The 17612-nt window shown below is 68.5% G+C and carries 5 protein-coding genes; 4 read left to right on the top strand and 1 reads right to left on the bottom strand.

What is annotated here, in order from left to right; translation table 11 throughout:
* The first annotated feature begins 251 nt into the window (after nt 1-251).
* Nucleotides 252-6296 carry a LamG-like jellyroll fold domain-containing protein gene (locus AB0G04_RS19390; RefSeq protein ID WP_360984046.1) on the top strand — a complete coding sequence of 2015 codons (6045 nt, stop codon included), beginning with the start codon at nt 252-254 and terminating at the stop codon, nt 6294-6296.
* Nucleotides 6297-6398: 102 nt separating this feature from the next.
* On the opposite strand, the gene AB0G04_RS19385 is transcribed toward AB0G04_RS19390, so the two are convergent.
* Nucleotides 6399-6680, bottom strand: a complete 282-nt coding sequence (locus tag AB0G04_RS19385) for a hypothetical protein (protein WP_360984043.1) — start codon at nt 6678-6680, stop codon at nt 6399-6401.
* Here AB0G04_RS19385 and AB0G04_RS19380 point away from each other — a divergent pair.
* The 3 genes from AB0G04_RS19380 (at nt 6667) to AB0G04_RS19370 (ending at nt 17576) form a co-directional block, all read left to right on the top strand.
* Nucleotides 6667-13317 carry an RHS repeat-associated core domain-containing protein gene (locus AB0G04_RS19380; protein WP_360984040.1) on the top strand — a complete coding sequence of 2217 codons (6651 nt, stop codon included), beginning with the start codon at nt 6667-6669 and terminating at the stop codon, nt 13315-13317. The genes AB0G04_RS19385 and AB0G04_RS19380 overlap by 14 nt on opposite strands.
* Nucleotides 13318-13345: 28 nt before the next feature.
* A complete protein-coding gene (locus AB0G04_RS19375) occupies nt 13346-14104 on the top strand; it encodes a hypothetical protein (protein WP_360984037.1) in 759 nt (252 codons plus the stop codon).
* Between the two features lie 127 nt (nt 14105-14231).
* A complete protein-coding gene (locus tag AB0G04_RS19370) occupies nt 14232-17576 on the top strand; it encodes a TIR domain-containing protein (protein WP_360984034.1) in 3345 nt (1114 codons plus the stop codon).
* Nucleotides 17577-17612 lie beyond the last annotated feature (36 nt).

Below are 17612 nucleotides of genomic sequence, written 5' to 3'. Positions count from 1 at the left end.
CGAACGGCATGATCCACATCCGCGCTGCTCACTCGAGTACGCAGGCCGCACCAGTCCCACCGATCGATCACAGTGACGGGAAACCGACCGCGGAACGGGGCAGCGCGATCTTCGCCGAAGCTGCAGAGTGTCCGGATCAGACCAACACAGCGTTCGATTGGTCCGGCCTTACGATGTCCTCCACGCGCTTCAAGATCGCGTTCCTTACGAACTCCTGATTTTGCTCCCACAGAAGGGTTTTCCGAGGCACCATGTCGTCTCGATTGACGCATCGGCGCCGCCTGCCTCTGGTCACGGCGGTCGCCACATTGCTCACAGCGGGAGCGGTCGCCGTGTCACCACCGGCGCAGGCGCAAGCCCCCACCCCCACGAAACTCTCCCCGCAGGCTCCGGCCGACCCGGTCGCCACGGCGATCGACAAGGCTCGTTCCGGCGGTGAACCCATCCCGGTGCCGTCGCTGACCGACGAGTACTCGACCACCTCGGCGAACCCGGACGGATCGCTGACCGCGATCTACTCCTCCGCCCCGCAGCGGGTGAAGCAGAATGACGCCTGGGTGCCGGTCGACACCACCCTGGTCAGGCAGAAGGACGGCAGCTACGCCCCGAAGGCGGCGAACACCAGGCTGTCGATCTCGGCGGGCGGCGGCAAGAACCTGCTGTCCATGAACGACGACGGCAAGACGCTGAAGTTCTCGTGGGACCGGAACCTGCCGCCCGCGGTGGTGTCGGGCGACACGGCCACGTACCAGAACGTGCTCCCGGACGTGGACCTCCAGGTCATCGCGGATGCGACCGGCTACTCCTCGATGCTTGTGGTCAAGACGCCCGAGGCAGCGGCCAACCCGGAGCTCAAGAAGATCGATTTCGGTCTGACCGGCACCGGCGTCAAGCTCGGCGAGACCAGCAACGGCGGCGCCGAGGCGGTCGACACCAAGTCCGGTGAGCGGATCTTCCACACCGACACCGCGCTGATGTGGGACAGCACCCCGGCCGAGGGCGACACCGAGCCGGCGCCCGGTGCCGACCTCACCCCCCAGGAAGCCCGGATCGCCGCCGGCGAGATGGGCCGCAACCGGGCGAAGGTCAAGGTCGACATCGAGGGTGGCAAGCAGATCCTGGTTCCGGACCAGAAGCTGCTGACCGCCAGGACGACCAAGTACCCGGTCTACATCGACCCGTACTGGTCCGGCTCCCCCGGCAAGTCGCAGCTGAAGTGGGCCCGGATCTCCAGCAACGGCTGGAACGTCTACAACTCGACGTCCACGACCGGCTCGACCAGCGCCCGGATCGGCTATGACAACTGGCCGGGCGGCGACGCCGAGCGGGCCCGCACCTATTACCAGATGAACACGTCCGGTATCCGCGGCGCCGAGATCTTCGAAGCCAACATGTACGTGGTGCACCGCTGGTCGGCGTCCTGCTACAACACCGCGGCCGTGATCTACGGCATGGGCAGCATCGCCAGCTGGAACTCCTCGGGCCTGAACTGGGGCAAGCAGCCGGGCAAGCGGACCGGCGTGCTGTCCACGATCAACGGTCAGGAGCTCGACTGCGGCACCAAGAAGGTGCGGCCCAGCCCGGCCAGCTTCAAGTTCAACGTGCTGAGCCACATCAAGACCGTCGCCCAGACGGACAAGGCGAGCAACGCCACGTTCATGGTCGAGGCCAAGAACATGGACGACAAGTACAACTGGAAGCAGCTGGGCTACGGCGGCGGCGCGACGCTGTCGGTGCGGTACAGCTACAAGCCGAAGTTCACCAACGGCACCGGCAACCCGAGGATCAGCCCGTCCGTGGTGGACCAGGGCCGGATCCTGACCACGTCGAAGACGCCGACCATCACGGCGCACGGCTACAGCCCGAAGATGAACGGCCTGCAGGAGAACGTGCAGATCGCCTACCAGGTGTTCGACAAGGCCGGGACCAAGATCCGCTCCGGGTACGGCCCGGCCACCGGCTACAACCTCAACGGCAGCTCCTGGACGATCACTCCGGCGCTGGCGGACGGTACCTATACCTGGAAGGCCGCGATCAAGAACGCGTCCGGGGTGTGGGGCGGCGTCTGGTCGCAGACCCAGACGTTCACCGTCGACACCACGGCACCGAAGGCCCCGTCGATCGTCTCTACGCAGTTCCCGCCGGACGCGATGGGCGGCTCCTACACCGACCGGGGTCTGTTCCAGCTCGGCAACGACAAGACCAACAACATCATCGGTTACCTGTTCTCGCTCGACGGTGACCTGGCCAACGTCACCTACGCGGCAAACAAGGGCACCGCGTGGACGTCGACGACCGTCCCCACCCCCGGGACGATCTACTTCGCCAAGGCCGACAACGCCTGGGGGTACGGCACCACGGTGATCAACGGCACCGCGGGCCTGAACTTCGCCCCGGGCACCGCGGGGGCGCACCGGGTCTTCGCCAAGGCGGTCGACCAGGCCGGCTCCACCTCCCCGCAGACCACTTACAGCTTCAACGCCGGCACCTCGACGCCGTTCTACGCGGCCGGCAATCTCATGATCGACGGCTGGTCTGCGTGGAACACCGACGGCACCTACACCACGGTGCCGAAGGCCACCACGACCAGCACGACCGGCCATCTGATCAGCCAGCCGAGCTACGCCGGCTACTACTTCTACAACGGCTACCAGGGCATGCTGGCCAACAAGAGCACCACCAGCAAGGTCGCCGTCGGGGACACCGCGACGTTCCGCTTCAACATTCCCCAGCAGGGCCTGTGGGAGCTCGGCGCTAGCCTGATGACCGCGACCGACTACGGCACCTACACGCTCACCCTGGACAAGGGGCTGCCGACCGAGACGCTGCTGGTGCAGAACTTCGACGCCTACAGCGCACGGAACGGTGTCAAGTACCGCGGTTTCGGGGTCGTCCGCGACAGCAACGGCGCCGGGATCACTCTGAGCCAGGGCGTGCACACACTCACGCTGCAGGTGACCGGCAAGAACGCGGCGTCCGGCGGACATCAGGCCGGCATCGACGTGCTGCGGATCGCCCCGGTGCCGACCTGCCCGATCAACAACACCGCCGGCTGCCAGAACAACGTTGCGATCAGCACCCTGACCGAGGGCACCACCCCGACCGTCACCACGTCGAACGCGGACGGTGTCGGTTCCGGTTTCGAGGCCGCGCACCTGAAGGCCGCGGGCTGGAACCCGGGCGGCACGGTCACCGTGAACGGCGCGGCGATCAAGCTGCCGGCCACGTTCGGCGACGGCAAGAACGACAACATGCTGTCCTCCGGACAGGTCGTCACCGTGCCGGGTACCGGCGTGGTGAACCGGGGCAACGCCTTGGTCTTCGTCGGTTTCGCGACGCACGGCCCGGCCCGCAACGCCAGTGGCACGATCAACTACGCCACGACCAGCTGCGGGATGAAGAGCCAGTCGTACACCCTGCAGTCGATCGCCGACTGGACGGCGACGCCGCCCAACGAGGCGGTCTTCACGGCACCGACCTACAACAAGAGCAACGCGACCCGGGGCGCACTCCCGATCAGCCTGTTCGCGACCAGTGTCCCGCTGGCCTGCCCGGGCGCACAGATCTCCAGCATCACGCTCCCGATGGTCACCAACGTGGCGCAGGGCGGCCGCCCGACGCTGCATTTCCTGGGTCTCGGCATCCGCCCGACGTCGGCCACCGGCAGCGGCACCTCGGCGCTGCGCTGGGTCGGCAGCTGGGCGTCGGCGCAGGACGCGCCGAACATCCAGTCGAGCCCGGCCCCGGGCGCCGCGACCGTCAACGCGACGCTCAACAACCAGACCGTCCGTATCCCCGCGCATCTGAGCATCGGTACGCGCGGTGACGACCAGCGGGTCCGGGTGCGCCTGGCGAACAGCCTCGGCAAGACCCCGGTCACCCTGGACGCGGTGTCCATCGCGTTGCGGGACACCACGGCCGGCGAGGCGAACGCCGCCGCGACGCCGGTGTCGCTGACCTTCGGCGGATCGAAATCGGTCACGCTTGCGGGCGGCACGGACATCCTCAGCGATCCGGTCGCGTTCAGCGCCCCGGACCGTGCCATGGTGCTGATCAGTGCCAAGGTCCGCGGCAACCTCACCACGGTGCCCGGTCACCAGGACGGCAAGACGCCGATCTACGTGACCGCGGCGGACAACGTCGACCACACCGGCGAGAAGACGGGCACCAGTTTCACCAAGTCGACGATCACCGGCGTCCCGTTCGTGGCGGGCGTCGACGTCACCACCCCGGCGGCGAATCCGTCCGGTTCGGTGGTGCTCTTCGGTGACCAGACCATCAACAGCGACACCGCCGGCGGCAACGGCGAGAGCCAGCTCAACAGCCGGATCACCGAGCAGTTGGTGAACGAGCCGAACGGCAGCGGAACGGTCCCGTTCGGTGTGCTGAACCTGGGCACCAGCTCCTGGGGCAACCGGGGTCAGCTGCCGGTGGGTGGAGCGACGACGCCGGAGAACTCCATCGCCGCCGTCGACCGGGCGATCCTCAGCCAGAGCAACGTCCGGACCGTACTCGTCTCGGCCGGCTCCAGCGACCTGCTGGCCTGCACAGCCACCACCGCCGACGCGTGTGCCACCCCGGTCAAGAACAGGCTGATTGCGCTCACCTCGCAGCTGCGCAAGTTCAAGACCGACGACGCGTCCAACCCGGCGGTCACACTCCAGAACAAGACCGGTGGCCTGCAGGTCTACGTGGCCACGCTGCCCCCGTTCGCCAAGACGCCGACGGCGGTCCAGGAGGCGGCACGGGAGATCGTCAACGAGTTCATCCTCGGCAGCGACCCGGCCTCCGACCAGTTGCAGGGGTACGCCGACGACGTGATCAACTTCGCGGCGGCGGTCTCCGTCGACGGTGACCACCTCTCCGACAAGATCCACGACGACTACCTGTGGAACGACGGCACCACGACGTACCCGAGCGACTACTACTACGTGACGCTCGCCCAGCAGTACGTCACCGAGGCGGACCCGTCGGACTGGATCGTCGACGACCCGACCCCGGTCCAGGAGGCCGTTGCGGAGTGGAAGTTCGACGACGGCACCGGCACCACGGCCCGGGACACCGGCTGGGGCGTCGGCTCGAACCGCACGCTCAACCCGGCGACGCTGAACAACGTGACCTGGACGGACGGTCCGCTGACCAGCCGTAAGGCCGCGAAGTTCAACGGGACGAGCAGCTACGCCGGCACGGACCTGATGCTCAACACCACGCGCAGCTTCACGGTGAGCGCCTGGGTCAAGCTGGCCGACAAGTCCGCCGACCGCACCATCTTCACGCGGGACGCGAGCGGCAACTCCTCGCTGTACTTCCAGTACCAGCAGTCCAGCGACCGCTGGCTCGCCCAGATGCCGTCGGCCACCTCCGGGTCCGATGTCGTCTGGCACAACGCGGAGTCGTCGGAGCCGGCCAGGACCGGGGTGTGGACGCACCTGGCCGCGGTCTACGACGCGGAGCTGAAGTCGATCACGCTCTACGTCAACGGCTCGGCCGACACCTCGGTCGAGGAGGTCACCACGTTCAACGACCTGACCGGTCCGACGTGGATCGGCCGCAGCGGCAGCACCTGGTTCGCCGGCGACATCGCCGACGTCCGGGTGTGGAACCGGGCCACCAACGAGGCGGAGATCGCCGCGTACTCCGAGCCGGAGCTGATGGTCAACTGGCAGTTCGAGGACGACAGCGACACCACGATCGCCAAGGACTGGAGCTTCCACGAGAACGACGGAGCGCTCACCGGCGGTGCGGCGTACACGTACCCGGGTTACAACGACTTCGGGGACGTCGGCGCCGTGCGCCTCAACGGCACCACGGCACACGTGACGTCGCCCGCGCTGCTCCGTACCGACCAGTCGTTCTCGGTCTCGACCTGGGCCAGGCTGACCGCCGGGACCTGGAACCACACGGCGCTGAGCCAGGACGGCGAGCACTCCGCGCGGTTCATGCTCCAGCGCGGCAACGACTGCAAGTGCTGGCGCTTCATGATGATGGAGACCGATACCGCCCTGCCCGGGGTGGCGATCGCCGAGGCTTCCTCGGAGGCCTCGCTCAACACCTGGACGCACCTGGCGGCGACCTTCGACGCCAACACCAACAGGATCCAGCTGTACGTCGGTGGCGAGCTGGCCGGTGAGGGTCAGCTCACGGGTACGCCGTGGCAGGCCGCTGGCGCGTTCACGGCCGGCCGGACCCGCTGGGACGACCACGTCAGCGACTTCTTCCCCGGTGACCTGGACGCCGTCCGGGCCTACCAGGGCGTGATCACGCCCGAGACGGTGAAGGAGCTCAGCAGCCGGTAACACCAAGCACGAAAAAGGGGGCGTCCGGCTGTGCCGGGCACCCCCTTCGTGCGTACAAAATCCCGTGAAATGGTCTTATCGCCGGTAGAAACATTGCGTTATTCAAATGCAACAATGGCCCTCCAGGGCATCGACGACAAACGCTTGGCACCCCCGTACGCTGTCCGTATTTGATCGAAGATCATCGCATTCCACAGGCGACTTTCCAGCGCCGGTGGCATGGGCGACAAGTTCTTCAAACGGGGAAGGGCCTACGTCAGTGTTGTCCACATACGGGCAGATGCTGCCCGAAAAAGGTAGAAATACCTCATTGATGCGGGGATGGCGGCGGCCGGCAGCCGCCATTCTGTTGACGCTGATCACGCCGGCGATGTTCGGATACACCGCCTCTCCCGCCTCCGCCTCGCCGCGGAAGGAGCCGTTCCCGAAACCCGCCGCCCAGGAACGGATCGCCCTCGGCAAGGCACGGGAGCCGCGCAAGGTCACCACCACGAAGCCGTACAAGAAATTCGATCCCGCCGAGCGGTCGAAGCTGCCGGCGGCGCAGTCGGCCACGGTCAAGCTGCCGGAGACCGCGGCGGCACGTGGCACCTCGGCCGCGAACAGCCGCTCCTGGATCCGCGCCGGTGACACCCCCGTGTCGCTGGCCCGGGCGACCTCCGGCTCCGCGCCGTCCCAGGTCCGCGTGCGCACCGTCGAGGAGTCCAAGGCGAAGGCGGCCGGTGTCACCGGTGTCCTGTTCACCGTCGAGAGCACGTCCGGTTCGGGCGGCGTCGGTGTCAACGTCGACACCTCGACGTTCCGCAACGCCTACGGTGGCGGGTACGCCTCCCGGCTGCGCCTCGTGCAGTTGCCGGCCTGTGCCCTGACCACGCCGGACCTGGACCGGTGCCGGACACAGACTCCGCTCACCACCAAGCCCGGGTCACCGCTGTCAGCTGATCTGCCGCTGAGCGGCGCGAGTACCGGTGCCAGCGCGAACGCCCTGGCGGCGAGCTCCATGACGGTGCTGGCGGCCACGTCCTCGAGCGAGGGTTCCAGCGGCGACTTCTCGGCCACCAGCCTCTCGGCCGGCGGCACCTGGTCAGCCGGCGGAAGCACCGGCGGATTCACCTACAAGTACCCGATCAGCGCGCCACCGCCGCTCGGCGGCGCGGCTCCGGAGATCGAGCTCTCCTACAACTCGAGCGCGGTGGACGCGCGGACCTCCGCGACGAACAACCAGTCGTCCTGGATCGGTGACGGCTGGAAGAGCAGCGAGCACTACATCGAGCGCACCTACAAGGCGTGCCGGGACGTGAAGGATTCGGGCGCCCCCACCGGCAGCGGTGACCTGTGCTGGGCCGGGCAGCTCCTGACACTTTCACTGGACGGCTCGTCGACCCAGATCGTCTACGACGACGACACCAAGACGTTCCGTCCGGCCGAGGACAGCGCCAACACCAAGATCGAGCGGCTCACGGGCGCCACCAACGGCACCAAGAACGGTGAGCACTTCCGGGTCACCATCGAGGGTGTCCAGTACTACTTCGGTCTCAACCGTCTGCCCGGCTGGTCGGCGGACGAGGACGAGACCAAGTCGGTGTGGACCATGCCGGTCTACAAGGCGAACGGCGGCGTGAGCGACTGCCCCACCGGCGACTTCGGGGAAACCGCCTGCACGCTGGGATACCGATTCAACCTCGACTACGTCGTCGACCCCTACACCAACGCGACGGCGTACTACTACGCGCCGGAGATCGGTTACTACGGCGCGAACAAGAAGAAGGACAAGCCGGTCTCGTACGTCCGGGACGGTGTGCTCAAGCGCATCGACTACGGCATGCGGGCGTCGACGATCTTCTCGGCCGCCGTGCCGGCGCAGATCCTCTTCAACACCGCCGAGCGCTGCATCGTCGGCCGCCCGGCCGGCAACGAGTGCACCAACGAGCAGTTCACCGTCTCGCACCCGGAGTACTGGCCGGACACCCCGGTCGACCTCAACTGTGTCAGCGGCAAGGACTGCGACAAGTACGGCGTCAGCTTCTGGTCACGCAAACGGCTCACCTCGATCGTCACCCAGGTGCGGGTGAACGGCGCGGTCAAGCCGGTGAGCCGGTACGACCTCGTGCAGACCTTCCCGGACGGTGGTGACCACGCCCCGACCCTGTGGCTCGAGTCCATCAAGCACACCGGACTCGACCGGCTCGGCGGCGGCGACCGGGACCTCTCGGCGGGCACGGTGAGCTTCAACCCGATCCAGCTGCCCAACCGGGTCGGAACGGTTCCCGGACTGCCCCCGCTGCAGTACAACCGGATCCGCAACGTCACGTCCGAGGCGGGTGCGGAGACCACCGTCGACTACAGCACCCCGAACTGCTCGGGCGTGCCGGCGAGCGACCTGAACGACGAGAAGGACACCAAGGCGCAGGAGTTCGCCTCCACCAACACCACCGCCTGCTTCCCGGTGTACTGGGCGCCCGAGGGCCAGCCCCGGCCGCTGCTGGACTGGTTCTACACCCACCCGGTCACCCGGGTCAGCACCATCGACAAGTACAACGCCTACCAGGACGGCACCCAGCCCCGGCTGGTCACCGAGTACCTCTACAAGGGCGGTGCGGCCTGGCACTACGACGACAACGAGCTGGTCAAGAAGAAGAACCGGACCTGGGGACAGTTCCGCGGCTACGGCGAGGTGGAGACACGCACCGGTGATCCGGCCGTCTTCCATTACGTCAACGGCCAGCCGGTCCACGACCAGCGGACGTCGTCGACGACCTACTACTTCCGGGGCATGAACGGCGACACCCTGCCGGACGGCAAGACCCGCCCCGCGAAGAACCTGACCAGCAGCGACGGCAGCATCTCGGTCCCGGACGACAACCGGTTCGCCGGGCAGACGTTCGAGGTCGTCAAGCTGACCGGGGTGGGCGGGACCATCGACTCCGCCAAGGTGACGGTCCCCACCGTCATCGGCCCCACCGCGTCGCGCGCCCGTGACGGCCTGCCGGCGCTGACCGCGCAGATGGTCCGCCCGTTCCGCGAGGTCGCCCGGGAGAAGGTGTCCTACGGCTGGCGCACGACCGAGAGCCGGACGTTCTACAACACCACCCTGGGCCAGAGCACCACGGGTGTCGCGGTGCAGAGCGTCGACCGCGGTGAGGCCGGCGCGGCCGGCAACATCGCCAAGTGCACGTTCACCCGCTACCTCGACGGCACCTCCACCACCATGGTGAAGCCGGCCGAGGTCATCGTCACGCAGCAGGACTGTGCTACGGCGGGGGCCACCCCGTCCGGCACGCTGATCTCACACTCCCGGTCCTCCTACGACGGGAACCCGTTCGCCCGTAACGGCGACGCGAACGCGGTGCGGCCCACCCGCGGCGACGTGACCACGGTGCAGGAGGCCACCGCTGCCTCCGGTGCCACCGCCACGGCGTTCGTCACCACTTCGACGATCACCTACGACGCGTACGGCCGCAAGACGTCCGAGACGCGGAACCCGAACTCGAAGATGGCCGACGGCACGACCAGCCTGGCCAAGACGGTCTACACCCGGCGTGCGCCGGCCTCCGGTGCGCTGCCGGTCACCGTGACCACGGTGACCCAGGTCCAGCCGGGTGCCGACTGCTCGGCGGTCACCACGTCGAGCAAGGAGTGCCAGCTCTCCACCGAGGTGCTCAACCCGGCTCGCGGCGACGTGATGACCGAGACCGACGCCGCCGGAGGGGTGACCTCCATGCAGTACGACGCGCTCGGCCGGCTCACCGCCGTCTGGCTCGCGAACAAGAGCAAGGAGGCCGGTGCCCCGGCCAACATGATCTACGAGTACAAGAACTCGGCCACCTCGCCCAGCGTCACCACCACCAAGACGCTTGTCGACGCAGCCGAGCTGGGCGACGCCCCCAAGTACCGGGTCAGCAAGGTTCTCCACGACGCGATGCTGCGAAAGCTGGAGACCCAGGAGACCGGGGAGAACGGCACGGTCGTCGTCTCGGACACCCAGTACGACTCGCTCGGCCAGGTGGTGCTCACCAACAACGCCTACGCGGCGGTCGGGAACCCCTCCGACAGCCTGGTCTCGGACCGTCTCTCGCAGGTCTCGATCCCGGCCACGACGACCACCGACTACGACGCGATGGGCCAGTCCACCCGGGTCACCGAGCACCACAAGGGTGTGGCCAAGTGGCAGACCCGCACGGCGTACACGGGTGACACCGAAACCGTGTTCCCGGCGACCGGTGGCGTCATCCACACGAAGGTGACCGACGCCCGCGACCGGCTGGTGCAGTTCAAGCAGTACACGGTCACCCCGGCCGTCGGCGGCAGCCACCGGACGGGTTACACCGCCACCGGTGGCACGGCCAACGTCACGAAGTACGAGTACGACCACAGCGGCCGGCGGACCAAGGTCATCGGTGCCGACGACACGACCTGGTCCTACACGTACGACCTGCGCGGTCGCGAGATCTCGCAGTCGGACCCGGACACCGGGCTCTTCTACACGAAATACGACGACGCGGGAAACATCAGCGCCACCAAGGACGCCCGCGGCATCGAACTGAACTACACCTACGACCTGGCCGGCCGAAAGCTGACCGCGGTCAACAAGTCCAGGAACAACTTCAAGTTCGCGTCGTACGAGTACGACACGATCCGGATCGGAAAGGTGACCTCGTCGACCCGGTACGTGTCCGGCGTGACCGGTGGCTACACGGTCTCGTACACCGGTTACAGCACGCTCGGCAAGCCCCTGGGACAGACGATCACCCTACCCTCGGTGGAGAGCCCGCTGCCGGTCGAGTTCACCAACAAGTTCCGCTACACGCCGGACACCGAGGCGCTGGCCCAGCACGAGGCGCCCGCGGTCGGCGGTCTCCCCGGCGAGACCATCTCGTACGGGCGTAACCTGCTCGGCGCCCCGACCCGGACCGCCGGCATCGAGACGTACATCGGCAGCACCCTGTACACCGACTTCGGTCAGCTGTCCCGGGTGACCATGGGCGCCTCCAGCAACGAGGCGCAGGTGCTCTACTCCTACGACGAGTACACGCTGCGGCTGTCCGGCCGGACCGTGCACCGCAGCCAGGGCATCGGCCCGCTGGTCGACGAGATGAAGTACACGTACGACGACTCGGGCAACCCGCTCTCGGTGTCCAACGAGCAGTCCGAGACCGGCAGCACCTTCGTCGACACGCAGTGCTACCGCTACGACGCCCTCAACCGGCTGTCCCAGGCGTGGACCGCCAAGGACACCTGCCCGACCGTGGGCACCGCCGAACCGGCCGCCGGCACGCTGGCCACCGGACCCGGCGCCTACTGGCAGTCCTTCGGCTACAACGCCATCGGCAACCGCACCAGCCTGGTCGACCACTCCACCAACGGTGGCGCGGACGTGACCACCGGCTACACCAACGGCTGCACCACCGGCTGCAACCGCACCGGCGCCCAGCCGCACACCCTCACGTCGACGACCGGCGTGGATCCGACCACGTTCGTCTACGACGTCTCGGGCAACCTGCTCACCAGGGCCGCGGCCAGCGGTTCCGGGCAGAACCTGAAGTGGGACGACGAGGGCATGCTCGCCGAGGTCACCACGACCGGCAGCAGCTCGACGGTCACCAAGTACCTGTACGACGCGGACGGCAACCAGCTGATCCGCCGCGACCCGGGACGCACCACGCTGTTCGCCGGTGACACCCAGGTCGTCGTCAACACTTCGGTGACGCCCGCGGTGGTCCTGGGCGCGGTCCGCACCTACACGCACGGCGGCGACACCGACGCCATCGCGGTGCGGTCCACCCTGCCGGGCGGTGGCGTCCAGTACCTGATCAACGACCGGCACGGCACCGGCGTGCTGGCCATGGACACCACCACCCAGCAGATCTCGCGCCAGCAGACCAAGCCGTACGGTGAGTCGCGTACCAACGCGAATCCATCACCATGGCCGGATCAGACGCGTGGCTACCTCGGCAAACCGAAGAGCGAGGCCACCGGATACTCCGACCTCGGCGCCCGCAAGTACGACCCGGCCCTCGGACGGTTCATCAGCGCGGACCCGGTCCTCGACCCGTCCGACCCGAACCAGCTGGGTGGCTACACCTACGCCGGTAGCAACCCGATCCTGTCGAGCGACCCGGGCGGCAAGATGCTTCCCCCGGAGGATCGGGTCCTCGGCCGCGACGCGACCGGCAAGAAGATCGGTGGCGGTAGCAGCGGCAGCGGCAGCGGCAGCGGGAGCGGGAGCAAGGGCAGCAGCACACCCAACACCGGCGGATCGCGGACTCCCAGCACCAGCAGCGGGTCGGCGTCGTACAACGTCCCGATCCCTCGGCCGAAGCCTCCGGTCCTGCCTCCGCCCCCGCCCAAGCCGAAGTTCAAGGATCCGCTGGCCACCGGAATCAGCGACAGCATCGCAAGTCCGTGCACCAGGGTCACCGTCGCCACGTATTACCAGGCCGGCTGTGGCAGCGTCACCGACGGCTGGACCGGCGGCGCCGAGGCCGGGAAGATGGCCGCGGAGGACATGGCGAAGAACAAGTACGCCACCAACGCGTTCAAGAACCACTGGCTGGCCGACGCCCTCTTCGATACGAACAAGACGAACCAGTCCGAGGCTTTCAAGATCAAGACTTGGTTCAACAAGAACGGCTTCGCCAAAGGCGTGGTCAACTCGGCGGAGTGGCGGGGCCCGAGGATCCCACTCGGAGCGAGCGCGTTCGGCAAACAGTCCATGAAGGGCATGAAGGTCGTGCCCGGAATCGGTCTGGCGCTCAACGTCGTGGGCGCCGTGGACGTCTACAACACCGAGATGGAACAGGGGAAGAGCCGGGGGCAGGCCATCGCGGCCGGTGGTGCCAACCTCGCCGGAGCACTCGCCGGAGCGGCCGCCGGAGCCAAGATGGGCGCACTTGCCGGCGCGGCGATCGGTGGACCCGTGGGAGCACTGGTCGGCGGAGTGGTCGGTGGTGCCGTCGGCGGAGTCATCGGCGGCGGCCTGGCCCACAAAGCCGTCGATAAGATCTGGTCCATGTTCGATTAGCGTCCTGACCAGGAAAGAGTGCTGAACGATGGAAAGCAATGGCGATCCGGCGATCTGGTACGCCGACTTCGGGTTCTGGTGCGTGGTCATCGGTCTCCTGGTCTGCGGGTTCTACCTGACGCGGATCCCGGCGTGGTGGCGCGGCACCTGGTCGGCCAGTGAGGTTCGCTGGCGCAACCGGGCCTGGCTGCCGATGATCCTCGCGTTGACCTCGGTCTTCGCCGGGGTGATCTACACCGACATCGCCGAGGTCGACGGCCTGTCGACCGGGTCGCTGGGGCTTGCTCGCTCCCTGGTCCTGCTCGGGGGCGCGCTGGCCTGCGCGCTCCCGCTGGTGGCCTGGCTGCCCGCGTTCGACTTCGCGGTGCCGCCACACCTGCGCGGCGGTGCTCCCGCTGCGCGGGTGACGCCTCAGGTGGCGCCCACCGGCCGCCGGGTTCCCGCCCGGCGGCCGGACAGGCCCAAGGGTTCCTACGCGGGATCGCCCGCGATCCGGTTCTACCGCCCCGCGGTGAAGTTCCGGGACAGGTTCCGTGCGTACCGGGTGGAGATCGACGGCGAACAGGTCGGCGAGCTCAAGTACGGCGGGGAGATCCTCGTCGAGACCCGGGCGGGGCAGCGGACCGTACGTGCCCTGATCGACTGGACCGGCAGCGAGGAGCTGTCCCTCGACCTGGTCGAGGGTGAGGCGTTCTCGATCCGGGTGGAACCCTCCGAGGGGTCCACGATCGGGTCGCTCCAGACGACGGACGGCTATCTGCAGCTCACGGTGGAAGACCGCGACTGAGATCGCACGGGACGCCCGGATCCGCTGCCCACGGGTCCGGGCGTTCCGCTTTCCACGCGGCTTTACCCGCGGCCCGGCGCCGTGGAGAATCGTCCCCCGTCTATCACGCCGACCCGCGGGGACAGCAATGCCATTCGATGGGTTCATCTCGTACAGTCACGCCGCCGACGGCCGGCTCGCGCCCGCCGTACAGCGGGGTCTGCACCGATTGGCGAAGCCCTGGCACCGGCGTCGCGCCCTGTGGATCTTCCGCGATCAGACCGGCCTGGCGGTCACCCCGAAGCTGTGGACGTCCATTCAGGAGGCGATGGACGGCTCGGCACACTTCGTGCTGCTCGCCTCGCCGGAGGCGGCGCAATCGCCGTGGGTGAACCGGGAGATCGAGCACTGGCTCGCGACCAAGTCACCGGACCGCATCCTGCCGGTGGTGACCGACGGCGAGTGGAACTGGGACCACGCCGCGCGCGACTTCACCGCCGGCTCCACCGCCGTTCCGGCCTCGTTGCGGGGTGTCTTCACCGAGGAACCGCTCTTCCTGGACCTGCGGTGGGCACGCGACGATCTGCACCTGAGCCTGCAGCACATCCGGTTCCGGGACGCCATCGCGCAGCTCGCCGCACCGATGCACGGGGTGAGCAAGGACGAGCTGGAGGGCGAGGACGTCCGGCAGCACCGGCGGGCCCGACGGTTGTCGGCGGTGGCCGCGGCGACTCTGGCGCTGCTGACCCTGGTCGCCTCGCTGACCGGTGTGGTCGCGGTGCGCTACGCCGACCGGGCCGGCGCCGCCGCCGAGGAGGCCCGGCTGCAGCAGCGGGTGGCGTCGGAGCAGCGCGGCACCGCGGAACGTGCCACCGAGGAGTCGCAGCGCCAGCAGGAGAACGCCCGGGTCAACGAGGACCGGGCGCGGGCGGCGCAGGCAGAGACCAGGCGGCAGGAGCAGCTGGCCGGCGAGCATGAGGCGCTCGCCCGGGAGGCCTCCGCCGAGGCGAAGGTGCAGCAGTCGCTGGCCGAGGAGGCCACCGCCGAGGCGCGGCGGGAACAGGATGTGGCACGGCGGTACCGGGCCGAGGCGGACCAGCAGCAGGCCGACGCCGAACGGCAGAGGAAGAACGCCGAGCAGCAGAAGGCGAACGCTCGCTACCAGCAGGAACTGGCGAACCAGGCGACGGACCGGGCCAAGGAGCAGGAGCGGCTCGCCGAGCACCACCGCGAGCAGGCCCGCAGAGCCGAGGAGGAGCGCAAGCGGCAGGAGCGGCTCGCCCGGGAGGCGGCCGAGGAGGCCCGCCGCCAGCGGGAGGCCGCCGAACTGCAGCAGCGCATCGTGATCAACCAGCGGCTGATGGCGCGGGCTCGCGCGATCCTCTCCGAGGACCCGCGGAAGGCGCTCATGCTGGGCGTGGCCGCCCAGCGCCTGCACGACGACCCGGCGACCCGTGAGCAGCTCAGCCATCTGGCCATGTCGACCCCGTACAGCGGCTCCATCGGTGACGTGGCCGACGTCGAGGCTCTCGCCGGGCAGGTCGTCGCCACCAGCGGTGACGACGGCACGGTGTCGCTGTGGAACACCACGGAACCGGCGAGACCGGTGCGGATCTCCACCCTGCCCGCCGCCGGGACCGCGGACCGGACGCTGGCGGCCAGCCGTGACGGGAAGATCCTCGTCGCGTTCGACGGCGGCCCGGAGGCGACCCGGTGGGACGTGTCGAACCCGGCGGCTCCGGTACGGCTGGCCCCGCTGACCGACCCGGCGGGGATCACGGCGGTGAACGTCAGTCCCGACGGGCGCACCGTCGCGACCAGCAACCGGGACAAGAACACCGTCCTGTGGGACGTCGCCGGCCCCGCGCCGGCCGCCCTGTCCACGCTGACCGGGGCGTACCCGCTGAAGTTCGGCCCGGACGGCGGGATCGCCGTCACCAGCGGCGCCCAGGTCGCCGTCTGGGACCTGGCCGATCGCAGCGCCCCGGTACGCCGTTCCACGATCGCGTTCGACTTCGGCACCATGGTCGGCGAGACCGACATCGAGTTCAATCCGAAGCTGCCGATCGTGGCCGTCGAGGGCCCGTACGACTACATCTACCTCTACGACCTCTCCGATCCGGCCGCGCCACGGCAGGGCGACTCCGAGGCCGGCGGGCCCGGCGACACCGACCACACCACGCTCGCGTTCAGCACGGACGGCAACAATCTGGCCATCGGCGACTCGGACGGCACCACGACGGTGCTGAGCGTCGAGCCGAACAACGGATGGCCGTGGATGTCGGCGCAGGTCGCCAAGCTCGTCGCCCGCGGCGGCCCGGTCCGGTCGATGACCTTCGGTCCGGACGGGCGCACGATGGCCACCGCCGGCGACCGCCTGACCGCGACCCTGTGGAACACCAGGGGCCGGTACGCCCGCGGGCCGGTCGCCTCGATCCCCAATCCGTTCCCGGCCCGGCTCGCGGGGCTCTCCTTCACGCCCGACAGCCGCTCGCTGCTCGGCGCCGGGCGGGACGGCACGGCCCTGACGTGGAACGTGTCCGATCCCGCCGAGCCGGTCCGTGGTGACTTCATGCAACTGCAGAGCGGCGAGCTCGAGGGAATGATGATCACCAGCGACGCGACCACCATGGTCACCGTCAACACCGCGAGCGTGCTCACGGTTCTGGACATCAGCCGGCCGGGCGATCCCGTGGTCCTGTCCCGGATCGAGGAACCGGGAGCCGCGGCCGTCTGGGTGGCGGCGCTCACCCTGGACGGGAAGATCATGGCCGTCGGCCGCGGTGACGGCAGGACGTCCCTGTGGGACATGACCGATCGGACGCGGCCCGTCAAACTCGTCGAGCTCCCGCTCCGCAGGTTGCTGATGTCCATCGCGTTCACCCCGGACGGGCGCACCATGGCCGTCGGCGAGGGTTTCAACGTCACGACGTTCGACGTGACGAACAAATCCGCTCCGGTACGGCTCACGTCGGTCCCGCTCACCGACTACACCGGCTACAGCGCCACCTCGCTCGAGTTCAGCCCGGACGGGCGGACCCTGGCCGTCGGCACCAGCGACCGGGGAATCACCATGCTGTGGGATGCCGCCGACCCGTCCCAGCCTCATCGGATCGGCATCCTGCCCGGCATCAGCAGCCAGGTGCTCTGGTCGTCGTTCAGCCCGGACGGGCGCACCCTGGCGACCTCGGGCCTGAACAACTCCGTGGTCCTGTGGGACGTCGTGGATCCCACCACCCCGCTGCGTTACGCCGTGCTGAAGGACCCCGGTCTGCAGAGCCTCTACATGGTCTTCAGCCCGGACGGGCGCACCCTGGTGACCGGCGGCGCCATCAACACCGACACCAGGGACATCATGCTCTGGGATCCCACGGTGCCGAAGGACCTCGCCGCCGATCCGGTGGGCAACGCCTGCACGGTCAGCGGCCGGGGACTCAACGCCGACGAATGGGCCCGCTACATCCCCGAACTTCCGCACCGGCCCACCTGCTGAGGACGGCCCCCCGGACAGGGCACGGAAGCCGTATCT

Source organism: Actinoplanes sp. NPDC023801 (assembly GCF_040639655.1).
Lineage (GTDB): Bacteria > Actinomycetota > Actinomycetes > Mycobacteriales > Micromonosporaceae > Actinoplanes.
This window is presented reverse-complemented; position numbering and strand designations above follow the sequence as displayed.